General features: G+C 70.9%; 14 protein-coding genes. 13 read left to right on the forward strand and 1 reads right to left on the reverse strand.

All coding sequences use genetic code 11. The annotated features are described in order from the left end of the window. The first annotated feature begins 11 nt into the window (after window positions 1-11). The 8 genes from ligA to BFF77_RS08270 all read left to right on the forward strand — a co-directional run bounded on the left by ligA (window position 12) and on the right by BFF77_RS08270 (window position 10,765). Entirely contained in the window at window positions 12-2,372 is a 2,361-nt protein-coding gene (gene ligA, locus BFF77_RS08235; RefSeq protein WP_079124943.1) for an NAD-dependent DNA ligase LigA, read from the forward strand. A gap of 237 nt (window positions 2,373-2,609) precedes the next feature. Continuing rightward, on the forward strand, window positions 2,610-4,739 hold the full coding sequence (locus tag BFF77_RS08240) for a putative bifunctional diguanylate cyclase/phosphodiesterase (protein WP_066945639.1): 2,130 nt from the start codon (window positions 2,610-2,612) through the stop codon (window positions 4,737-4,739). A 443-nt stretch (window positions 4,740-5,182) separates the two neighbouring features. After that, window positions 5,183-5,479, forward strand: a complete 297-nt coding sequence (gatC, locus tag BFF77_RS08245) for an Asp-tRNA(Asn)/Glu-tRNA(Gln) amidotransferase subunit GatC (protein WP_066945642.1) — start codon at window positions 5,183-5,185, stop codon at window positions 5,477-5,479. Between the two features lie 5 nt (window positions 5,480-5,484). Continuing rightward, a complete protein-coding gene (gatA, locus tag BFF77_RS08250; protein ID WP_066945645.1) occupies window positions 5,485-6,996 on the forward strand; it encodes an Asp-tRNA(Asn)/Glu-tRNA(Gln) amidotransferase subunit GatA in 1,512 nt (503 codons plus the stop codon). Beyond that, window positions 6,993-7,235 carry a hypothetical protein gene (locus BFF77_RS08255; RefSeq protein WP_066945648.1) on the forward strand — a complete coding sequence of 81 codons (243 nt, stop codon included), beginning with the start codon at window positions 6,993-6,995 and terminating at the stop codon, window positions 7,233-7,235. Before gatA ends, BFF77_RS08255 begins: the two co-directional genes overlap by 4 nt. Window positions 7,236-7,251: 16 nt before the next feature. After that, complete coding sequence (gene gatB / locus BFF77_RS08260; RefSeq protein WP_066945652.1) at window positions 7,252-8,760, forward strand: Asp-tRNA(Asn)/Glu-tRNA(Gln) amidotransferase subunit GatB; 1,509 nt, start codon at window positions 7,252-7,254, stop codon at window positions 8,758-8,760. Between the two features lie 178 nt (window positions 8,761-8,938). Next, window positions 8,939-10,195, forward strand: a complete 1,257-nt coding sequence (locus tag BFF77_RS08265) for an SLC13 family permease (protein WP_066945654.1) — start codon at window positions 8,939-8,941, stop codon at window positions 10,193-10,195. A 51-nt stretch (window positions 10,196-10,246) separates the two neighbouring features. Next, window positions 10,247-10,765: a universal stress protein gene (locus BFF77_RS08270; RefSeq protein WP_342671210.1), complete on the forward strand. Its 519-nt coding sequence runs from the start codon at window positions 10,247-10,249 to the stop codon at window positions 10,763-10,765. Window positions 10,766-10,802: 37 nt separating this feature from the next. On the opposite strand, the gene BFF77_RS08275 is transcribed toward BFF77_RS08270, so the two are convergent. Continuing rightward, entirely contained in the window at window positions 10,803-11,651 is an 849-nt protein-coding gene (locus BFF77_RS08275; protein WP_066945657.1) for an oxidoreductase, read from the reverse strand. Between the two features lie 212 nt (window positions 11,652-11,863). Between BFF77_RS08275 and BFF77_RS08280 the strand changes: the two genes are divergently transcribed. From BFF77_RS08280 to BFF77_RS08300, 5 genes are all read left to right on the forward strand, one after another. Next, complete coding sequence (locus tag BFF77_RS08280; protein ID WP_066945661.1) at window positions 11,864-12,466, forward strand: TetR/AcrR family transcriptional regulator; 603 nt, start codon at window positions 11,864-11,866, stop codon at window positions 12,464-12,466. A gap of 50 nt (window positions 12,467-12,516) precedes the next feature. After that, a complete protein-coding gene (locus BFF77_RS08285) occupies window positions 12,517-14,682 on the forward strand; it encodes a phosphocholine-specific phospholipase C (protein ID WP_066945663.1) in 2,166 nt (721 codons plus the stop codon). A gap of 37 nt (window positions 14,683-14,719) precedes the next feature. Beyond that, window positions 14,720-15,283, forward strand: a complete 564-nt coding sequence (locus BFF77_RS08290) for a GNAT family N-acetyltransferase (RefSeq protein WP_066945665.1) — start codon at window positions 14,720-14,722, stop codon at window positions 15,281-15,283. Window positions 15,284-15,401: 118 nt separating this feature from the next. Continuing rightward, entirely contained in the window at window positions 15,402-16,031 is a 630-nt protein-coding gene (locus BFF77_RS08295; protein WP_066945667.1) for a hypothetical protein, read from the forward strand. Between the two features lie 217 nt (window positions 16,032-16,248). Continuing rightward, complete coding sequence (locus BFF77_RS08300; protein ID WP_066945670.1) at window positions 16,249-16,434, forward strand: hypothetical protein; 186 nt, start codon at window positions 16,249-16,251, stop codon at window positions 16,432-16,434. Window positions 16,435-16,477: the final 43 nt, after the last annotated feature.

Below are 16,477 nucleotides of genomic sequence, written 5' to 3' on the forward strand. Positions count from 1 at the left end.
AGGACGAAACGGTGGCTGGCGAAGAGCGGACCGAAGTTCCGGCACAGGCGCGCACGGGCGTGCCCGCGGAGGCGCGGGATCAGCATGCCCAGCTCGCCGAGCAGATCGAGGAACACCGCTTCCGGTATTACGTGAAGGATCAGCCTGTCGTCAGCGACGGCGAGTTCGACCGGCTGCTCAGGTCGCTGGAGGCGCTGGAGGAGGCCCATCCGGAGCTGCGTACGCCCGACTCGCCGACCCAGAAGGTGGCGGGCGCGTACGCGACGGACTTCGCCGCGGTCCAGCACCGCGAGCGGATGCTCTCCCTGGACAACGCCTTCGACGACGAGGAGCTGGCTTCCTGGGCCGACCGTGTCGCCAAGGACGTGGGCACCACCGACTACCACTTCCTGTGCGAGCTGAAGGTCGACGGGCTCGCGGTCAATCTCACCTATGAGCACGGCAGACTGACCCGCGCGGCGACCCGCGGCGACGGGCGCACGGGCGAGGACATCACGCCCAACGTCCGTACGATCGCGGAGATTCCGCACCGTCTGGCGGGCGAGCGCGTGCCGGCCCTGGTGGAGATCCGCGGCGAGGTCTACTTCCCGATGGACGCCTTCCAGGAGCTCAACGCACGGCTGGTGGAGGCCGGGGACAAGCCCTTCGCCAATCCGCGCAACGCGGCTGCGGGCTCCCTGCGCCAGAAGGATCCCAAGATCACCGCGACGCGTCCGCTGCACATGGTGGTGCACGGCATCGGCGCGCGCGAGGGGTTCGACATCGACTGTCTGTCGCACGCGTACGGGCTGCTGCGCGAGTGGGGTCTGCCCACGGCGCGGCACAACAAGGTGGTCGAGGGCCTGGACGGCGTCCGGGAGTTCATCGCGTATTTCGGGGAGCACCGCCACTCGGTGGAGCACGAGATCGACGGCGTGGTCGTCAAGCTCGACGAGATCCCGCTCCAGGGCCGGCTGGGCTCGACCTCGCGCGCGCCGCGCTGGGCGATCGCCTGGAAGTACGCGCCGGAGGAGGTCAACACCAAGCTGGTCAACATCCGGGTGGGCGTGGGCCGTACGGGGCGCGTCACACCGTACGCGCAGGTCGAGCCGGTCACCGTCGCCGGTTCCGAGGTCGAGTTCGCCACCTTGCACAACCAGGACGTGGTGAAGGCCAAGGGCGTCTGGATCGGCGACACGGTGGTGCTGCGCAAGGCCGGTGATGTCATCCCGGAGATCCTCGGCCCGGTCGTCGATCTGCGGCCCGACGACGCGTACGAGTTCGTGATGCCGGCCGCGTGCCCGGAGTGCGGCACGGAGCTGCGGGCCATGAAGGAGGGCGATGTCGATCTGCGCTGCCCCAACGCGCGAAGCTGCCCTGCCCAGTTGCGCGAGCGGCTGTTCTATCTGGCCGGCCGCAAGTGCCTGGACATCGAGAACTTCGGCTATGTGGCCGCCGCCGCGCTGACGAAGCCGCTGGAGCCGAAGACGCCTCCGCTGCTGGACGAGGGAGATCTCTTCGATCTGACGGCTGATCAGCTTCTGCCCATCAAGGCGTATGTCCTCGACCAGGACAGCGGACTGCCCAAACGCGATCCGAAGACCGGCGAGGAGAAGATCGCCACGGTCTTCGCCAACCAGGAGGGCGAGCCCAGGAAGAACGCCCTGGCGATGCTGGAGAACATCGCGGCGGCCAAGGAGCGCCCGCTGGCGCGGATCATCGCCGGGCTCTCCATCCGCCATGTGGGGCCCGTCGCGGCCGAGGCGCTGGCCAGGGAGTTCCGTTCGATCGACCGGATCGAGCAGGCCACGGAGGAGGAGCTGGCGGCCGTCGAGGGAGTCGGACCGACCATCGCCGCGTCGGTCACCCAGTGGTTCGAGGTCGACTGGCACCGCGAGATTCTGCGCAAGTGGCGTGCGGCCGGGGTCCGGACGGAGGAGGAGGGCGCGGGCGAGGACGAGGGCCCGAGGCCGCTGGTGGGACTGACGGTGGTCGTCACCGGGACCCTGGAGCGGTACACCAGGGATGGCGCGAAAGAGGCGCTCCAGAGCCTTGGCGCAAAAGTGACCGGCTCCGTTTCGAAGAAGACCGGGTTTGTCGTCGTCGGTGAGAACCCGGGTTCGAAATACGACAAGGCGATGCAGCTCAAGGTGCCCGTGCTGGACGAGGAGGGCTTCGCCGTACTGCTCGAACAGGGCCCGGAGGCGGCCAGGGAGGTCGCGCTCACGGCCGAGGAGCCGGCCGCGGAGACCGCTGGGGGGACGGCCGCCGGGGCGACGGGGACGTCCGGCGCGGCGACCGGGGAGACGCCCGAAGGGACCAGCGGGGACACCTCCGCGGAGACCTCGGGACGGACGTCCGAGGAGCCGCCCGGGAAGAGTCCCCAGGAGTAGGGCGCGACCGTCGGATTCGGGCCGCAAAGCTCACCCGTTCGGCGCATACCAGATGGATACGGATGGGCAGGTCGCATTCGGGCAACAGCTGTAGAGCGCTGCCCGTTGACGCCTTTCGCGGCCTACTGTTGGGATGTGCGCCTGTCGTGCACGGCTGCGTGGTGCGATTTCAGCCGTGATGGCATGACAACGTGCCATCGCGTGGCATCGGCTCCGCCGGCTGTGAGAGGGACGGGAATGAAACCGACCGAGAGCGCCGCCCCGGTCTCACCCCCGCGTGGTTTCGCGGGAATTGCGGGCACTGCGGCGAGAACGCCCGTTCTTGTGGTGGGACTCGCCGGGGTCCTGCTGGCCACCGGCCTCGTCCGTACGGTGCGGGACGGCCATGCGCTCTTCCCGGGCGGCTCGACGGGCTGGGCGATGGCCGTGCTCACCGGCATCATCGTCGGCCATCTCGTGGCGCTCGGCCGCGACCGCTGGTGGGGCGGCACGGGCTCCGGCGCGGCCCTCACCCTGGCCGTCCTGCTGCTGTACGGCTGGGTCCCCGCCGTACTCGTCAGCCTGTCCGTCGTGGTGCTCGTCGGCATGGCTCGCAGACACCGCTGGCGGCAGGGCGTCCTGCACGGCGCGGCCGACATGCTGGGCATCGGCGCCGCCGCGCTCGTCCTGAGACTCTTCGATGTGCTGCCCACGGTCGAGAAGCCGTGGAATCCGCTCGACTGGGGGATCGAGGCCGTCCCGGAGATCGTGCTGGCGGCGGGGATCCATCTGCTCGTCACCCGGCTGCTGTTGTGGTACGCGCTGGCCCCGCAGGGCGGCGGACTGCCGACCGTGGCCCGTACGGCCCTGTACCGCCAGGGACTTGTCGCGGTCGCCCTGCTCGGTATCGCTCCGCTGATCTGTGTGGTCGCGATGACCGTGCCGGTTCTGCTGCCGCTCTTCTCCATCCCGCTGATCGCCCTGGACTCGACGCTCTGGATCGCCAGAGCACGGGCCGAGGAGCAGCTCCGCGATCCGCTGACGGGCCTGCCGAACCGGCAGTGGCTGCTGGAGCGCACCTGGTCGGCGCTGGAGGACGCGGAGAGCCTCGGTGCCAGATCCGCGCTGGTCCTGATCGACCTCGACCGCTTCCGCTCGGTCAATGACACGCTCGGTCATCTCGCGGGTGACCGGCTGCTGCTCCAGATAGCCGACCGGCTGCGGCTGGCCCTGCCGCGCGGTGCGGAGGCCGCGCGCCTGGGCGGCGACGAGTTCGCGGTGCTCCTGCCGACCTGTGACTCCGCGACCAGCGCCCAGCGCGTCGCCCGCCATCTCGTGGCCGAGCTGTCCTCGCCGCTGGATCTCGACGGGCTGACGCTGGTCCTGGAGGCCAGCGCCGGGGTCGCCGTCTATCCCGAGCACGCGCTCGACGCGGAAGGGCTGCTGCGCCGGGCCGATGTGGCGATGTACCAGGCGAAGCGGGACCGTACGGGTGTGGAGGTGTACGAGTCCAAGCGGGACTCCAACACCCCGGACCGCCTCGGTCTGCTGGGAGACCTCAGACGCGCGCTGGACGCCGGCGAGGTGGAGCTGCACTACCAGCCCAAGGTCCGGTTCGACGGTCAGGTCGCGGGCCTGGAGGCGCTGGTGCGCTGGGTGCATCCGGAGCGCGGCCGGGTCCCTCCCGACGAGTTCATCGCGATCGCCGAGTCCTCGGGCCTGATGCCGCATCTGACCGAGTACGTCCTCGAGACCGCCCTCGCGCAGGTCGCGCGCTGGCGTTCCCAGGGGCTGAAGGTGCCGGTCGCGGTCAATGTCTCGCCGCGCGACGTCCACACCCCCGGTTTCGCCGGAGCGGTCGCGGCGCGGCTCGCCCGCCACGGTGTCCCGGCCGGCTCGCTCCAGCTGGAGATAACGGAGCATGTCCTGCTGGAGGACCCGCAGCGCGCGGCCGACACCCTGGCGGGGCTGACCGGGCACGGCGTGAAGATGTCCCTCGACGACTTCGGCACGGGGTACTCCTCGCTGGTGCATCTGCGGCGGCTGCCGGTGAGCGAGCTGAAGATCGACCGGTCTTTCGTGGCCCGGCTGGCCGTCGACACCGAGGACGCGGAGATCGTCCGCTGCACCGTCGACCTGGCGCACTCGCTGGGCCTGCTGGTCGTCGCGGAGGGCGTCGAGGACGACGAGACCTGGGAGCGGCTGCGGGATCTCGGCTGCGACGCGGTCCAGGGCTGGCTGGTGGCCGCCGCGATGCCGCCGCCCGAGGCGACGGCCTGGCTGCTGGCCAGAGGCGAGCGCGGCTGGCAGCGCCCGGCGGAACTGGAAGCGGCCCGCCGCAAGCAGTCGGGCCAGGTCGTGGAGCAGTCCGGCCGAGTGGTCCAGTAGGCACCCGGCCACCGGGCCAGGCCCATCGGCCGCGCGGGCCGCGCGCCTAGGTCCTGTCCGGGCGATCTTCGCGGGTCCGCGACGCCCGGCACGGCACCTCGCGGCGTTGTCGGAGTCGCCCGAGTACGTCCAGTACACGGGCGGTCCTCCGCCTTGCGATCCACCGCACCGGACGCCGCGGCCTGATCCACGAAGATCGCCCGGACAGGACCTAGCCGGCGCGGTCCCGGTTCGCCCGTAGCCGTGCCGCCCAGGCCCCGTCGCCGTCGGGCGGATGCGGGGGGCCGGTTCGTGTGCGGTCACGCGCCGTCGTGGTCCGTGCACGTGCCGGTGTGCTCCGCCGCCCGGGTGATTCATCCGTTGCGTGGTGAGGTGACCGCGCCCTCTAGGATTGGGCTCAAAGAAGCCATCAACCGAAGCCATCAACCCCTGAGGATCGCTGAATGCCTGGCATCACGCGCGAGGAGGTCGTCCACCTCGCTCGGCTGGCGCGTCTGGAGCTGTCCGGCTCCGAGCTCGACCACTTCGCCGGACAGCTCGACGACATCATCGGCGCGGTCGCCCGCGTGTCCGAGGTCGCCGACCAAGACGTACCGCCGACGTCCCACCCGCTGCCGCTGACCAATGTCATGCGCGCGGACGAGGTCCGTCCGTCGCTCACCCCCGAGCAGGCGCTCTCCGGCGCTCCTGCCCAGGAGCAGCAGCGTTTCAAGGTGCCGCAGATCCTGGGGGAGGACTAACAGCCATGACGGACATCAGCAGGACCGAGAGCTGTATCAGGCTCACCGCCGCCGAGATCGCCGCGAAGATCGCCGCCGGCGAACTCACCGCCGTCGAGGTCACCGAGGCCCATCTCGCCCGTATCGAGGCGGTGGACGAGAAGGTCCACGCCTTCCTGCATGTGGACCGCGAGGGCGCGCTGGCCCAGGCCCGCGCCGTGGACGCCAGGCGCGCGGCCGGCGAGAAGCTCGGCCCGCTGGCCGGGGTACCTCTCGCGCTCAAGGACATCTTCACCACCGAGGGCGTCCCGACCACCGTCGGCTCCAAGATCCTCGAAGGCTGGATCCCGCCCTACGACGCGACCGTCACCAGGAAGCTCAAGGACGCGGGCGTCGTCATCCTCGGCAAGACCAACATGGACGAGTTCGCCATGGGCTCCTCCACCGAGAACAGCGCGTACGGCCCGACCGGCAACCCCTGGGACCTGACCCGGATCCCCGGCGGCTCCGGCGGCGGCTCGTCCGCCTCGCTCGCCTCGTACCAGGCGCCGCTCGCCATCGGCACCGACACCGGCGGCTCCATCCGCCAGCCCGCCGCCGTCACGGGCACGGTCGGCGTCAAGCCCACCTACGGCGGTGTCTCCCGCTACGGCATGGTCGCCTTCTCCTCCTCCCTCGACCAGGGCGGCCCCTGCGCCCGTACGGTCCTGGACGCGGCCCTGCTGCACGAGGTGATCGCCGGCCACGACCCGCTGGACTCGACCTCCATCGACGCCCCGGTCCCGCCCGTGGTCGAGGCCGCGCGCAACGGCTCGGTCGACGGGATGCGCGTCGGTGTCGTCAAGCAGTTCCGCGGCGAGGGCTACCAGGCCGGTGTCGTCCAGCGCTTCGACGAGTCGGTGGAACTGCTCAGGAAGCTCGGCGCCGAGGTGGTCGAGCTGGACTGCCCCTCCTTCGACCTCGCGCTCGCCGCGTACTACCTGATCGCACCCTCCGAGTGCTCCTCCAACCTCGCCCGCTTCGACGCCATGCGCTACGGACTGCGGGTGGGCGACGACGGTACGAAGTCCGCCGAGGACGTCACGGCCCTGACCCGCGAGGCGGGCTTCGGGGACGAGGTCAAGCGCCGCATCATGCTCGGCACGTACGCGCTCAGCTCCGGCTACTACGACGCGTACTACGGCTCGGCGCAGAAGGTCCGCACGCTCATCACCCGGGACTTCGAGAAGGCCTTCGAGCAGGTCGACGTGATCGTCTCCCCGACGACGCCGACCACCGCCTTCCCGATCGGTGAGCGCGCCGACGACCCGATGGCGATGTATCTGGCGGACCTGTGCACCATCCCGGCCAATCTGGCCGGCAACGCCGCGATGTCGCTGCCCTGCGGTCTCGCGCCGGAGGACGGCCTCCCGGTCGGTCTCCAGATCATCGCCCCCGCCATGCGGGACGACCGTCTCTACAAGGTCGGTGCCGCCGTCGAGGCCGCCTTCGTGGAAAGGTGGGGGCACCCGTTGCTGGAGGAGGCACCGTCACTATGACCAGTGCAATGAGCAAGGCCAAGGGTTTCAAGAAGTCCAAGGCCGGCACGTACCTGTCGATCGGGACCACCGTTTTCGGCGCGATCGGCGTCGTCAAACAGGCCAGGACGGCCCGCCAGGACAATGACACGCTCCGGCTGGTCGACGCGGTCGTCTCCGCCGCCGCCATCGTCACGGGCGTCGCTCTGCTCCTGCGTGAGCTGAAGCGCCTGGGCGACGACGACGTCCTGCTGGGCTGAGAGGGAAAGTTTCACTGTGACCGTCATTGAACTCGTGTCGTACGAGGACGCCCTCGCGACGTACGACCCCGTCATGGGCCTGGAGGTCCATGTCGAGCTCGGCACGAAGACCAAGATGTTCTGCGGCTGCTCGACCGAGCTGGGCGCCGCGCCCAACTCGCAGACCTGCCCGACCTGTCTGGGCCTGCCGGGCTCGCTGCCGGTCGTCAACGCGATCGGTGTCGAGTCGGCGATCAAGATCGGTCTCGCGCTCAACTGCGAGATCGCCGAGTGGTGCCGCTTCGCCCGGAAGAACTACTTCTATCCGGACATGCCGAAGAACTTCCAGACCTCCCAGTACGACGAGCCGATCGCCTTCGACGGCTATCTGGACGTCCAGCTGGAGGACGGCGAGATCTTCCGGGTGGAGATCGAGCGCGCCCATATGGAGGAGGACACCGGCAAGTCCACGCATGTCGGTGGTGCCACCGGACGGATCCATGGCGCCTCGCACTCCCTGCTCGACTACAACCGCGCCGGAATCCCGCTGATCGAGATCGTCACCAAGCCCATCCAGGGCGCCGGTGAGCGGGCCCCCGAGGTCGCCAAGGCGTATGTCGCCGAGCTGCGCGAGCTGATCAAGACGCTCGGTGTCTCCGAGGCCCGTATGGAGATGGGCCAGATGCGCTGCGACGTGAACCTCTCGCTGCGCCCGCACGGACGCGAGAGGTTCGGCACGCGCTCCGAGACGAAGAACGTGAACTCGCTGCGCAGTGTCGAGCGGGCCGCGCGCTTCGAGATCCAGCGCCATGCCGCGGTGCTGAACTCCGGTGGCACGATCATCCAGGAGACCAGGCACTTCCACGAGGAGGACGGTTCCACCACCTCGGGACGGGTGAAGGAGGAGGCCGAGGACTACCGGTACTTCCCGGAGCCGGACCTCGTGCCGGTGGCGCCCTCGCGCGAGTGGGTCGAGGAGCTTCGCCGGGGACTGCCCGAACTGCCGCGGGTGCGCCGCAACCGGCTCCGCGAGGAGTGGGACGTCTCCGAGCACGACATGCAGTCGATCCTCAACGCGGGCGCGATCGATCTGATCGTGGCCACCATCGACGCCGGTGCCCCGGCCGACCAGGCCCGTAAGTGGTGGATGGGCGAGCTGGCCCGGCACGCCAACGAGTCGGGCCGCCCGCTGGACGAGCTGCCCATCACGCCCGAGCAGGTCGCCCGGGTCGGCGCGCTCGTGGCGTCCGGCGATCTGAACGACAAGCTGGCCCGTCAGGTGCTCGAAGGCGTGCTCGCGGGCGAGGGCGACCCGGACACCGTGGTGGAGAAGCGCGGTCTGAAGGTCGTCTCCGACGACAGCGCGCTCGGTGCGGCCGTGGACGAGGCCATCGCGGCCAACGCGGCTGTCGCGGACAAGATCCGGGCCGGCAAGGTCGCCGCGGCGGGCGCGCTGGTGGGCGCCGTCATGAAGGCCACGCGCGGCCAGGCCGACGCGGCGCGGGTGCGCGAACTGATCCTTGAGCGGCTCGCCCCGGCGGAGTGAGCGGTGTCCGGCCAGGGCCCGGGCCCTGGCCGGAGGGCGGGTCGCCGCGGGCCGGCCTCGGTTCCTCCCCCGGCAGACTCGTCCGTACGCCATCGGGGCGGCGCACCGACCGGTGCGCCGCCCCTGACCGTCCCCGACCGTCTCCCGGAACGACCTTCCCGGAATCCGGAGCACCAGCCTGAACACCGTCACCGCCGAGGCACTCTCGGTCGCACTGCTGCTCGCCGTGCTGGCGTTCGCCGTCGTCCGGCCGCGCGGTCTGCCCGAGGCCGTCGCCGCCGTGCCCGCCGCGCTGCTGGTCATCGCGTTCGGGGCGCTCTCGCCGCAGGACGCCGGTGAGCAGACGCGCACGCTGCTGCCCGTGGTGGTCTTCCTCGCGGCCGTGCTGGTGCTGGCTCAGCTCTGTGACGAGGAAGGGCTGTTCACCGCGGCCGGCGACCTGGTGGCGCGGTTGTGCGGCGGCCGGCCGCGGCGGCTGCTGGGCGGAGTGTTCGCGGTCGCCGCCGTCATCACCGCCGTACTGAGCCTGGACGCCACGGTCGTCCTGCTCACCCCGGTGGTCTTCGCGACCGCGGCCCGTGTCGGTGCCCGTCCGCTGCCGCATGTCTACGCCTGTACGCATCTCGCGAACTCCGCGTCGCTCCTGCTGCCCGTCTCCAATCTGACCAATCTGCTGGCCTTCACCGCCAGCGGGCTCTCCTTCACCCGGTTCGCCGCGCTGATGGCACTGCCGTGGCTGGCCGCGATCGCCGTCGAGTACGTCGTCTTCCGCCGCTTCTTCGCCGCCGATCTCGCCGCCGGCGCGCAGGTGCCGGGGACGGACGAGCCGCGCGAGGTGCCGGTGTTCACGCTGGTGGTACTGGCGCTGACGCTGGCCGGATTCGTGGTGACGTCGTTCGCCGGGATCGAACCGCTGTGGGCCGCCGTCGCCGGTGCGGCCGTGCTCGCCGCCCGTGCGCTGCGGCAGCGCCGTACGACGGTGGCGGGGCTGGTCAGGGCCGCGTCACCGCTGTTCTGTCTCTTCGTCCTCGCGCTCGGTGTGGTCGTCAAGGCTGTTGTCGACCACGGACTCGACACCGGGATCGACCGGCTGCTGCCGGACAGCTCGTCGCTGCCCTCGCTGCTGGCGATCGCGGCGGTCGCCGCCGTACTGGCCAATCTGATCAACAATCTGCCCGCGATCCTGGCGCTCCTGCCGGTCGTCGCGCCCGCCGGACCGGGACCGGTGCTCGCGGCGCTGATCGGCGTCAACCTGGGTCCCAACCTGACCTATGTCGGATCACTGGCCACCCTGCTGTGGCGCCGCGTCCTCCACGAGCACGCCGTCGAACCGAAGTTGGGGCACTTCACCCGGCTCGGCCTGCTGACCGTGCCTGCCGCGCTCGTCGCTTCGACCGTGGCACTGTGGGGCACGCTGCAAGTGATCCAGGGCTGACCCCGTGTCGGCCGAGCCCGTGCCGATGAGCCCGTGTCGGAGGCTGACGCCGTGACCGTACCGATGCCCGATCCCCCGGAGACCGGCCCGTCGGAGACCAGGACCGGTCCGCCCGGGACGGATCCGAAAAGGACCGTTCTCGTCTGGATCACCGAATCCACCTGGCCCGCCTGTGTGGACGCCGCCCGCGAACGCGCCCCGCACGACGCGGTCGTCCTGCTCCATGTCAGTGACGACGAGGTCGCCGCCGCCGCGCACCACGCCTACGAAGGGCTCCTCGGCCGGGGCCACCGGCCCGAGCGCGACCCCGGCGCCCGTCTCGAAGCGCTGTCGGGCACGGCGGCGGCCGATCTGCTGGAGGCCGCCGCGCACCGGCTCGGGCGGCCCTGCGAACTGCTCGACCACCACGGCCGGGCCGAGCACGAGGTCGTGCGCGCGGCGGCGGACGCGGCACTGCTGATCTGCGCGCGGGACGGCGAGCGCGGCCACCCCGGACCTCACAGCCTCGGCCGCGTCACCCGCTTCGTGGTCGACCACGCCGAGTGCCCGGTGCTGCTGGTGTGGCCCTGACCGGGTCCGTCCTCCTGGCCGGCGGTGTGCGGGTCCGTCAGGAGCCCTGTCTGCTCGCGGAGTCGTAGTCGATGGACTCGGTCAGCTCGCGCCACTTCGCGTCGCTCTCGGTACGGGCCCGGTCGGAGTCCGTCACATACCGGTACGCGTCGCTGCCCAGCAGCAGATGGACCGGGGGCTCGTCCAGATCCGGCAGACCGAGGATGACCTGCGCCGCCTTGGCCGGATCGCCCGTCTGACGGCCGTCCATGCCGCGCACCATCTCGGCCGTCGCACCGACGGTCGGCCGGTACGGCTCGCCGATCTCGGGAATCGTCATGGACGATCCGGCCCAGTCGGTGCGCAGACCGCCCGGTTCGATGACGGTGACCCGTACACCCAGCGGCGCCAGTTCACGGGAGAGCACCTCGGAGAAGCCGGCCACCGCCCACTTGGCGCTCTGGTAGGCACCGAGGCCCGGGGTGGTCATCCGGCCGCCGCTGGACGAGATCTGGATGACATGCCCGGATCCCTGCTCGCGCAGGATCGGCACCGCCGCCTTGGTGACGTGGTAGACGCCGTAGAAGTTGGTGTCGATCTGGGCGCGGAAATCGGCGTCGGTGACATCCTCGACGGCCGCGATGTCGCCGTATCCGGCGTTGTTGACGACGACGTCCAGCCGGCCGAAGGTCTCGACCGTGCCCCGGACCGCCGCGCGCGCGGCGTCCGCGTCCGTCACGTCGAGCGCCACGGCGCGCACCCGCTCGCCGTACGTAGCGACGAGATCGTCGAGCTGGTCGGGCTTGCGTGCCGTCGCCACGACCCGATGGCCCGCGGCGAGCGCGGCCTCGGCGATGGCGCGGCCCAGACCGCGCGAGCTGCCGGTGATGAACCAGACCTGTGACATGGGAGAGCCTCTCAAGGAAGTAACTGACCATCCAGTTACTTCACTGTAAGTCGCGACCAGCGCCGATGCAAGGGGTGACTCGGACGAGTGATGGGCTGGTCAGGAGGTTTGCGGAGAAGTAACCACACGGTCAGTTACATGGCGCGCGCACCGTGCCGCGCGCGAGATGATCAGCGGGTTCCGCCGTCAGCGGCGCTGATTACGATGAGGGCGTGGCCAGAGACTCCCGAACCACCAAGAGCAGCCTGCTGCGCGCCGCGACCGACGAGTTCGCCGCCTACGGCATCGCAGGCGCGCGCGTCGACCGAATCGCCGCGGCGGCCGGTTACAACAAGAACCTGATCTATGTGCACTTCGGGAGCAAGGAACAGCTCTTCGACGCGGTGTACGAGGCCGCCGTCCAGGAGATCCTGGAAGCGGCGCCGTTCGACGCCGAGGACCTGCCCGGATACGCGGGCGCGCTCTTCGACTTCCACCACGCGCACCCGCATCTCATGCGGCTGAGCCGCTGGCACAGCCTGGAGCGCCACGGAGTCCTGCTGCCGGTCGCGGAGAAGGCCAACAGCGCCAAGCTGCGGGCCCTGGCCGCGGCCCAGGGCGAGGGCAAGGTCGACGCCGGGCTGCCGCCGCATCTGCTGCTGGCGCTGCTCGTGGCGCTGGCGGGCACCTGGGCCGAGGGCGGTCCCGAGCCGCTCGGCGAACTCGTGGGCGCCGCCGAGATCGCCGCCCGACGCCACGCGGTGGTCGTCTCGGTGGGCCGGCTCACCCGCCCCGGCGCGCCCGGCCGACCGCTCCCGGGGACGTTCACCTCGTAGTCGCGCCTGGGACTCTTCCGTGCCATTCGCTCTCATTACCGTCCGGTCGCATGTCACCGGAGATATCGCGGAGAAGAATGGTCACCCTCGGCACAGGAGCCCTTGGTGCGGCGGCGGTCGGGTCCGCCCTGCCGCCCTCCCTGCGGACCGCCCTCGCGGCGGAACCCGCCGCCGGCGGAATGCGGGCGATCAAGCACGTGGTCATCCTGATGCAGGAGAACCGCTCGTTCGACCACTACTTCGGCACACTGCGCGGCGTACGCGGCTTCGGTGACCGCAACGCGGTGGAACTGCCCTCCGGCGGACCCGTCTTCGAGCAGCCCGGCCCGGCGGGCGCGGTCCTGCCGTTCTCCGTCCGGGACGCGGCCCGGACACAGCACAAGGACCTCCAGTACATCGACGCCCTCGACCACTCCTGGGACGGCGGGGCCAAGGCCTGGAACAACGGCTGGATGGACCGCTGGGTCTCCGCCAAGACCGCCGCCACCATGGCCTACTACGACCGGCGTGACATCCCGCTGCACTACGAGCTGGCGGACACGTTCACGGTCTGCGACGCGTACCACTCGTCCGTCCACACCTCGACGAGCCCCAACCGCAACCATCTCTGGAGCGGCTGGACCGGCTACGAGGCCGACGGACGGCGTGCGGTGGGCAACGACGCGTACGAGGAGGACACCCACCCGGGCTATCCGTGGCCGACCTACGCCGAGCGGCTCGAACGGGCGGGCCGGAGCTGGCAGACGTACACGGAGTGGGAGAACTTCACCGACAACAACATCGAGTTCTTCACCACCTTCAAGGACATCGCCCGCAAGGCGCTCAGCAGGGCGCGTGCGCTGCCCGGCGCGGCCGGCTTCACGTACATGGAGGCCTTCTACGCCGCCGTGCGCGACACGGACGACGCCGCCGGGCGCGCGCGGCTGCTCGCCGCGCTGGACGAGGGCGTCGCCCTGCTGTCCGAGGAGGAGCGGTCGCTGTTCGAGCGCGGGCTGCGGCGCGTCGAGAGCGGCACCCTGGCCGAGCGGTTCCGCGCCGACGTGGCCGCCGGGACGCTCCCCGAGGTGTCGTACCTGGTGCCGTCCGCGATCGACTCCGAGCATCCCGGCTCCTCGTCGCCGATCGCCAGCGCCACCCTCGTCTACCAGGTGCTCGACGCGCTCGGTGCCCATCCCGATGTCTGGCGGCACACCGTCGTACTGATCAACTACGACGAGAACGACGGCTTCTTCGACCATGTGCCGCCGCCCGTGCCGCCCGCGGAAGGACCCACCGGCTCCGCCGAGCGCTGGCAGGGACGGCCGACCGGGCTCGGCATGCGTGTCCCGCTGCTGGTCGTCTCGCCCTGGACCGTCGGCGGCTACGTCTGCTCACAGGTCTTCGACCACACCTCGGTCATCCGCTTCCTGGAGAAGTGGACCGGGGTGGACGAGCCCAACATCACGGCGTGGCGGCGCAATGTCACCGGCGATCTGACCTCCGCCTTCGACTTCGAGCGCGGCCGGACCCAGCCCGGGGTGGAACAGCCGGGCGCGATACCGCCGTTCACCGGCCGCTGGCTGCCCGTACCGCCGGACCGGCAGCGGATGCCCGTGCAGGAGCCGGGTGCGCGCCCCGCCCGACCGCTGCCGTACCAGACCGACGCGTACGGCCATCTCGACGCGGACGGGCGCACGTTCACCGTCGCGCTGAGCAACACGGGCCGCGCGAGCGTGCACTTCGCGCTCTATCCGTACGCCGGTGAGTTCGCGGTCCCGCAGCACCGGGACGTGAGGGGCACCGGGCTGTGGACGGTGCCCCTCACCGGGCTGACCGGTGACGGGTACCGCTTCACCATCACCGGGCCGAACGGCTTCCGCCGCGAGTTCGCCGGTCCGGTGAACGGCCTCGGCGCCGAGGTCTCCTCCGCAGTCGACCACCACGACCGTGATCTCCAGCTCACCCTGCGCAACAAGGGCGATCTGCCGGTCACCTTCACGGTGCGGCCCCTGGGCTATGTCGACGAGGCCGATCTCAACGGCTGGACCCGCCGGATCACCGTCAAGCCGGGCCGTAGCCGTAATGTCGTGCACTCGGCGGCCGACGCGCACGGCTGGTACGACGTCGAGATCACCGCGGAGCCGTCCACGCACGGCGGGGCCGGCGACACCGCGGTGCGCTTCCGCCGCCGTCTCATGGGACACATCGAGAACGGACGTCCGAGCGTCTCAGGCTGAGCGCGCTCGGACGGTACGAGGCGCGAAGGAGAACCCGATGTTCGCGATATCACTGGGTGACGGGGCGGAGCTGCGGCCACTGGAGCCGTGGCAGGCCGAGGAGTTCGTCGCCCATATGGACCGTGCCAGGGATCTGGTCGATCAGCACATCATGCTCGCCCGGGTCGCCGCGGATCTGGCGTCGGCGCGGGAGTTGCTCATCTCGTACGCGGAGAAGCAGGCCGCCGACAGCGGACGGATCTACGGGATCTGGCTCGGTTCGACCCTGGTCGGCGGCGTGCTCTTCCGGGTCTTCGACGCCAGGGCGGGCAACTGCGAGGTGGGCTGCTGGCTGGAGCCCGCCGCGACGGGACGCGGGCTGGTCACGCGCGCCGCGCGCGTGCTGATCGACTGGGCGGTCGAGGAGCGCGGGATCCACCGGGTGGAGTGGCTGGTGTCACCGGCCAACGAGCCGAGCGTCAAGGTCGCGCGGCGGCTCGGTATGACGCGGGACGGCGTACTGCGCGAGAGCTATCTCTTCGACGGTGTACGGCGGGACACCGAGGTGTGGTCCCTCCTGGCGCCGCAGTGGCGTGAGCGGAAGGCCGCCGAAGCGGTCTGAGCCGGGCGTCCGGGAGGGCGGTCCGGGACGCGGGGTACGGGAACGGTGGAACTCCCTCGTTCGGGGACGTTCCGCCGTTCTCAGGAAGTTCTCAGACGGGGCCCCTAGCGTGCGGGGCATGAACCCCACCCCCGAGACACAGAACCCCGAGCCGGAGACGGCCGAGGCCTCCACCGCCAGGGCGACCGAGGCGATTTCCGACTCCGCCTCGGAGGCCAAGGGCCCCTCGCTCCTCAAGGCCGACTCCCCGGCCGGTCCCGACGCCGACGGCGGCTCCGACGATCCGGAGGGCGTCCACGACCTGGACGACGACGAGGATCTGGACGACGACGCCGTCGCCGCGCGTCCGTCCGGCCTCGGCGCCGCCGCCTCGGCCGTCCTGGCGGCCTGCCTGGGCGTCATCGCCCTGACCGGCACCTGGACCGGCCGGGTCATCTCCGAGCGCGAGGCGCTCATCGGACAGATCACGCTCGGCCAGTCCGCCACCCCGGACCAGCAGATCTCCGAGGGCTACGGCGACGCCTGGCACGCCACGGCCGCGGCCAACGGTGTCGTGGCCCTGCTGGCGCTGATCATCGGTGCGATCGTGCTGCTCCTGCCCCAGCGGGCCGGCTGGGTACGGCCCGTCGCCGTGGCCGCAGCCGTCCTCGGGCTGCTCGGGCTGCTGGTCTCCGTCGGGATGTACTTCGATCTCTTCGTGGCCCTGCCGGCCGCGCCCGCCCCCGCCGCTCCGGCTCCCGCGGGCTGAGCCGGGCGCCCGCCCGGACCTCACCTCTCCCGAGGCCGTTGCGAGGTCCTTCCGCTGAGGCCCCTCTCCTGAGGCTCCTTAGTACTCCCTGGTCGTTCTTCTAAGGCCCGGGGGCCCGCCAGGATGCGGAACTCTCCCGATGTGCCGCTACCCCCTGGGAGACGAAGGTGGAGACGTCCACAGGACGCCGGAACACTTTCGCACCAGGGGGAGCCCGATGTTCGAGTACGAACTCCAGAAGATCCACACCGCCGAGCTGATCCGCAGGGCCGACAACCAGCGGCTCGTACGCGAGGTCCGTGAGGCGGGCCGCGAGGCACGCCGCCAGGCCAGGAAGGCCGCCAAGGACGCGGGCGAGGAACGGCACGGGGGACCCGGCGGCCGGTTCGTGCGCGCGGCCTGACGCCGTGCGCGTCCGGATGCCGGGCGCCCCGACGCCGGGCGCC

Origin of the sequence: Streptomyces lushanensis, assembly GCF_001700515.1 — a bacterium.
Taxonomy (GTDB): domain Bacteria; phylum Actinomycetota; class Actinomycetes; order Streptomycetales; family Streptomycetaceae; genus Streptomyces; species Streptomyces lushanensis.